At 56.1% G+C, this 223-nt stretch carries 1 rRNA gene; it reads right to left on the minus strand.

Annotation, left to right across the window (positions count from 1 at the left end):
• Positions 1-223, minus strand: a 16S ribosomal RNA gene (locus tag WFK59_RS22175); the annotation flags it as partial.

Here is a 223-nt window from a genome sequence, read left to right on the forward strand (position 1 = left end):
ACGCCCAGTAATTCCGATTAACGCTTGCACCCTCCGTATTACCGCGGCTGCTGGCACGGAGTTAGCCGGTGCTTCTTCTGCGGGTAACGTCAATCGACGCGGTTATTAACCGCATCGCCTTCCTCCCCGCTGAAAGTACTTTACAACCCGAAGGCCTTCTTCATACACGCGGCATGGCTGCATCAGGCTTGCGCCCATTGTGCAATATTCCCCACTGCTGCCT

This window comes from Pantoea sp. USHLN298 (assembly GCF_037149395.1).
Classification (GTDB): Bacteria; Pseudomonadota; Gammaproteobacteria; order Enterobacterales; family Enterobacteriaceae; genus Pantoea; species Pantoea astica.